The 4,527-nt window shown below is 72.8% G+C and carries 5 protein-coding genes, 1 tRNA gene and 1 pseudogene; 3 read left to right on the plus strand and 4 right to left on the minus strand.

What is annotated here, in order from left to right; all coding sequences use genetic code 11:
* Positions 1-13 precede the first annotated feature (13 nt).
* Positions 14-874 carry a class A beta-lactamase gene (gene bla, locus ADL08_RS08610; RefSeq protein ID WP_063885267.1) on the plus strand — a complete coding sequence of 287 codons (861 nt, stop codon included), beginning with the start codon at positions 14-16 and terminating at the stop codon, positions 872-874.
* 187 nt (positions 875-1,061) lie between these two features.
* Here the strand turns inward: bla and ADL08_RS08615 are convergent, their stop codons facing one another.
* On the minus strand, positions 1,062-1,439 hold the full coding sequence (locus ADL08_RS08615) for a VOC family protein (protein ID WP_053641480.1): 378 nt from the start codon (positions 1,437-1,439) through the stop codon (positions 1,062-1,064).
* A gap of 60 nt (positions 1,440-1,499) precedes the next feature.
* Here ADL08_RS08615 and ADL08_RS08620 point away from each other — a divergent pair.
* Positions 1,500-1,781: pseudogene (locus ADL08_RS08620) on the plus strand (winged helix-turn-helix transcriptional regulator); the annotation flags it as partial.
* Between the two features lie 42 nt (positions 1,782-1,823).
* Here ADL08_RS08620 and ADL08_RS08625 read toward each other — a convergent pair.
* Positions 1,824-3,080 (minus strand): MFS transporter, encoded by a 1,257-nt coding sequence (locus tag ADL08_RS08625; RefSeq protein ID WP_053641481.1) that lies wholly within the window; start codon positions 3,078-3,080, stop codon positions 1,824-1,826.
* Positions 3,081-3,220: 140 nt separating this feature from the next.
* Here ADL08_RS08625 and ADL08_RS08630 point away from each other — a divergent pair, with 140 nt between their 5' ends.
* Positions 3,221-4,102: a winged helix-turn-helix transcriptional regulator gene (locus tag ADL08_RS08630; protein WP_053641482.1), complete on the plus strand. Its 882-nt coding sequence runs from the start codon at positions 3,221-3,223 to the stop codon at positions 4,100-4,102.
* Positions 4,103-4,207: 105 nt separating this feature from the next.
* On the opposite strand, the gene ADL08_RS08635 is transcribed toward ADL08_RS08630, so the two are convergent.
* Together ADL08_RS08635 and ADL08_RS08640 are read right to left on the minus strand one after the other, a co-directional pair.
* Positions 4,208-4,281, minus strand: a tRNA-Met gene (locus tag ADL08_RS08635).
* A 65-nt stretch (positions 4,282-4,346) separates the two neighbouring features.
* The coding region (locus tag ADL08_RS08640; protein WP_063885213.1) for a cold-shock protein at positions 4,347-4,527 on the minus strand (181 nt) is incomplete at its 5' end.

Consider the following 4,527-nt stretch of genomic DNA (forward strand, 5'->3'; position numbering starts at 1 on the left):
CTCCTCCCCCGTCCTGCCCCACGCCTCGTCCTCCTCCTTGTCCTCCTCGTCCTCCGCCGGGACGGCGTCCGGCCCGGGTGCGGTCGGTACGTCCCACCGACGTGCGTTCCGGGCCCTGGAGAACGCGTTCGACGCCCGGCTCGGTGTCTACGCGATCGACACCGGCACCGGCCGCGAGATCGCCTACCGGGACGGCGAACGGTTCCCCTACGCGTCCACCTTCAAGGCCCTGGCCGCCGGCGCCGTGCTGCGCGAGGAGAGGCTGAGCGGCATGGAGCGCGTCGTGCGGTACACGAAGGACGAGCTGGTCGACCCGTCACCGGTCACCGAGAAGCACGTCGACACGGGGATGACGCTGGACGCCCTCGCCGACGCCGCCGTCCGCCACAGCGACAACACGGCGGGCAACCTGCTCTTCGAGGAACTGGGCGGCCCGAAGGGCCTCCAGGCCGTGCTGCGTTCGCTCGGCGACGACGTGACGCGGATGGACCGGATCGAGCCGGAGCTCGGGGACTGGAGGCCGGGCGAGGTCCGGGACACCAGTTCGCCGCGGGCGCTCGCCCGCGACCTGCGCGCCTTCGTACTCGGTGACGTTCTGCGGGCCCCCGAGCGGGAGCGGCTCACCACGTGGCTGAAGACCAACCTGACGGGTGACGAGACCATCCGCGCCGGAGTGCCCGACGCGTGGGTGGTCGGGGACAAGACGGGGACGGCGACGACGTACGGCGGGCGCAACGACATGGCCGTGGTCTGGCCGCCGGACGGGGCACCGATCGTGATGGCGATCCTGTCGACCCGCTCCGACCGGGAGGCGAGGCCCGACAACCGGCTGATCGCCCGGGCCGCCTCCGTGGTCGCCGAGGCACTGCGCTGAGCGAGCGCTCCGGAGGCCGGGACGCGCGTCGGTGAGGGCGGGGGGCACCCCCGCCCTCACCTCCCCCCCTCGTCCACGCTTCTGTCCGTACCCCCGCGGCAACGGCGGGGGACTCCGCGGACACCTGCGGCCGGGGAACGGCCTTGGAGCGTCCCGGCCGCCTCGAAGGCCGTTCCGCCGGGATTCCTCATGCGTGAACGATCCTGCGGAGCAGCTCCTCGTTCCATTCGACGTACTCGACGCCCGATCCGTCCGCATGACGGGCGTAGAGGAACCGCCCGGTCGGACCTTCTGTCACGGGGGTGGTGAGGGTGGCGCCGGCGGATTCCAGGGTTTCCCGGAGGGCGTCGAGGTCTTCGACGACGACGGTGGCGGAGGCGGAGGCGTACTTCGCGCGTTCCTCAGCCGGCCCCGCGATGACCAGGAAGTCGCCGACGGCCGCGAGGGCGACCCCGTGGAACGTCAGCCGCAGGTGGGGCTGCTCGCCCGTGAGCTGCTCCAGGAGCGGCAGAGCACGGTCGAGGTCGTCGGCCCACAGGCGCGCATAGGTCTTCAGAATGGTCATGGCTTCACTCCCCCAGATCTCTTCCGATTACCCGGCAAAGGTAGGTGAGTATGGTCTGACGTGGGGCCACGGACCCTGCGGTTCACCGAGCTGAGGGCCGGGGTGGAGGGCATCAGCCACAAAATGCTCACCCAGACCCTGCGCGGGCTCGAACGGGACGGGGTGGTGCACAGGACCGTGCACGCGACGGTCCCGCCCCGCGTGGAATACCGGCTCACCGAGGCGGGCGAGGCGCTGCGCGACACGGTCAACGGCATGTGCGCCTGGACCCGCCGCCACCTGGACGAGATCGAGGCCGCGCGACGCCGCTTCGCCGAACGGGAACACGGCACCGCACGGTAAGCCGCTGTTTCCCCCGGGGCCGCGCCCCGGGGAGCCGGGGCGTCAGGCGAGGTCGCGGTGGCGGCCCACGCCGGTGGAGAAGAGGTAGAGCGGGGGCAGGAGGGCGGCGGCGCAGACGGTCCAGAGGGCGGTGTGGGCGCCGGTCCAGGTGGCGAGGAGTCCGGCGGTGAGCGCGCCGATCGGCAGCGCGCCCCAGGAGACGAAGCGGACCGTGGCCATCACGCGGGACAGCAGCTCCGGGGGTGACTGCGTCTGCCGGTAGGTGCGGGTGGTGATCGAGCCGATGACGGTGCCGAAGGCGAATCCGGCGTTGCCCAGGGCGAACCAGTACGCGTCCCCCGCCGACGTGGTCAGCGGGGCGAGCAGGAGCAGCGCGCCGCCGGCCAGGTCGGCCACGATGATGCCCCGCGCGGTGCCGAGGCGGGTGGTCACCCGGACCGCGACGGCGGCGCCGGCGAGCGCGCCGACCCCGTCCATGGCGAGGACGAGACCGAGCTGTACGGAGTCCAGGCCGGCCTCGCGGACCAGGTAGAGGGGGGTGAGGGCGACGAGGGCCGCGTTGAGGAAGTTGGCGGCGGTCGCCCAGATCATGCAGGGACGCATCACCGGGTGCCCGGTGACGTACCGCCAGCCCTCGCGCATCAGCCGGAGCGCGCTCTCGCCGGTGGGGTGCGCGGGGCGGCTCTCGGGGAGGGTGCGCAGGAGCGCGGCGGAGGCCAGGTGGCTGGCGGCGTCCACGACGAGCGCGCCGACCGGGCCGGTCGCACTGATCAGGACGCCGCCGAGGGAGGGGCCGCCGGTGTCGGTGACGGCGTGCGTGCCGGACATGACGCTGTTGCGGGCGGCCAGTTGCCGGGCCGGGACGACCGCGGGCAGGAAGGTCGAGTTGCCGATGTCGAACAGCACCGTCGCCGCGCCGGTGACGAACGCCGCGACCAGCAGGTGCGGATACGTGAGGGTGCCGAGCCACCAGGCGAGCGGCAGCGATCCGAGCGCCGCGAACCGTACGAGGTCGAGCGCGACCTGGAGCCGGCGCAGCGGTACGCGCTGCGCGACGACGCCCGCCGGGAGGCTGAGCAGCAGCCAGGAGACCTGTCCGGCGGCGGCGAGCAGGGCGACCTCGAAGGCGGTGGCGTCGAGGACGGTGAGGGCGACGAGCGGCAGGGCGAGGGCGGTGACGGCGGTGCCCGCCCCACTGACGGTGCCGGCGGCCCAGAAGCGCCAGAAGACTCCCGGCGGCGAGGTCTTCCGCTCGCCGTCGCGTCGGTCGCGCTCCGGGATCGCTCGTGTCCCGCCCATACGGCGCCCACCTCTCCGGATTCAGTAAGTCTCTTTTGGGAACTGACTCGTTTCAAGTGAGTTTCTATCGGGAACCGACCTCATGGCGCAAGATGGTCCCGATGAGCGACCGCCCTGCGCGGAGGAGTGGAGACGCTGTGATGAGGTCGGTGCCCGAGCGGGACGCGGCCTGCGCGATCGCGCAGGCGGCGGCGGTGGTCGGCGACTGGTGGAGCCTGCTCCTGATCCGGGAGACCGCGCGCGGGCACCACCGGTTCGACGCGCTCCAGGAGGAGCTGGGCATCTCCCGGAAGGTGCTCACCGAGCGCCTGGCGCACCTGGTGGAGACGGGGGTGCTGGAGAAGGTCCCGTACCAGGACAGGCCGGTGCGGTACGAGTACCGGCTGACGGAGAGCGGCCGGGGGCTGCTGCCGGTGCTGCTGTCGATGCAGGACTGGGCGGACCGCTGGGTCTTCGGCGACGGCTCGCTCAGCGGCACCGCCGACGAGGCGAGCGCGGAGGCGCGGCGCGTCGCGGGCCTGACGGGCGAGCGGCTGCCGTACCTGGAGCTGCCGGGCCACCGGGACGGCGCACCGGTGGACCCGGTGGCAGGCGGCGCGGCCACCGTCCTGTTCTGCTATCCGGCGACCGGATCCCCCGGCCCCCTGCCGGAGAACTGGTCGGGCATCCCCGGCACCGTCGGCTGCACGCTGGAGAACCGGCTCTTCCGGGACGCGTACGAGGACTTCCGCGCGGCGGGCGCGGAGGTGCGCGGCGTCAGCACCCAACGCCCTGACGAGCAGCGGCTGTTCGCGGTCGAAGAGGGCCTTCCCTTCACCCTCCTCTCGGACGTCGACCTGCGCCTCGCCGCCGCCCTGCGGCTGCCCACCTTCCGCGCCGGGCAGCTGTTGCGGCTGAAGCGGGCCGTGCTGGTGGTGGACCGCGACCGCGTGGTGCGGCACACGCGCTTCCCGGTGACGGACATCCCGGCGGCGGTGGGCGAGGCGCTGGCGGAGGTGCGGCGCCTGGCGGCGGAGGACTGACGACGCCTCCGATGCCGAGCGCCCGGGCGCCATGGAACACAGGGGCCGTTCTTCGCCCCAGACGTGAGAAGGGGCCCGGCTGATGCCGGGCCCCTTCCCCTCTCGTAGCGGGGACAGGATTTGAACCTGCGACCTCTGGGTTATGAGCCCAGCGAGCTACCGAGCTGCTCCACCCCGCGTCGGTGACACCACAGTACATGACGGCCGGTGCGGGGCGGCGAGCATTTTCGTGCGGGCCGGCGGGTCAGCCGCGGACGATGTTCTCGGCCTGGGGGCCCTTCTGCCCCTGCGCGACGTCGAAGGTCACGCTCTCGCCCTCGACCAGCTCGCGGTAGCCGTTGCCGGAGATGCTGGAGTAGTGGGCGAAGACGTCCGGGCCGCCGTCCTGGGCGATGAACCCGAAGCCCTTCTCGGCGTTGAACCAC

This window comes from Streptomyces sp. NRRL F-6492 (assembly GCF_001280125.1).
Taxonomy (GTDB): Bacteria; Actinomycetota; Actinomycetes; order Streptomycetales; family Streptomycetaceae; genus Streptomyces.

Coding starts and splice junctions, on each gene's coding strand:
- ADL08_RS08615 (WP_053641480.1), bottom strand. CDS start 1,439: ATGACCATTCTGAAGACCTATGCGCGCCTGTGGGCCGACGACCTCGAC.
- ADL08_RS08625 (WP_053641481.1), bottom strand. CDS start 3,080: ATGGGCGGGACACGAGCGATCCCGGAGCGCGACCGACGCGACGGCGAG.
- ADL08_RS08630 (WP_053641482.1), top strand. CDS start 3,221: ATGAGGTCGGTGCCCGAGCGGGACGCGGCCTGCGCGATCGCGCAGGCG.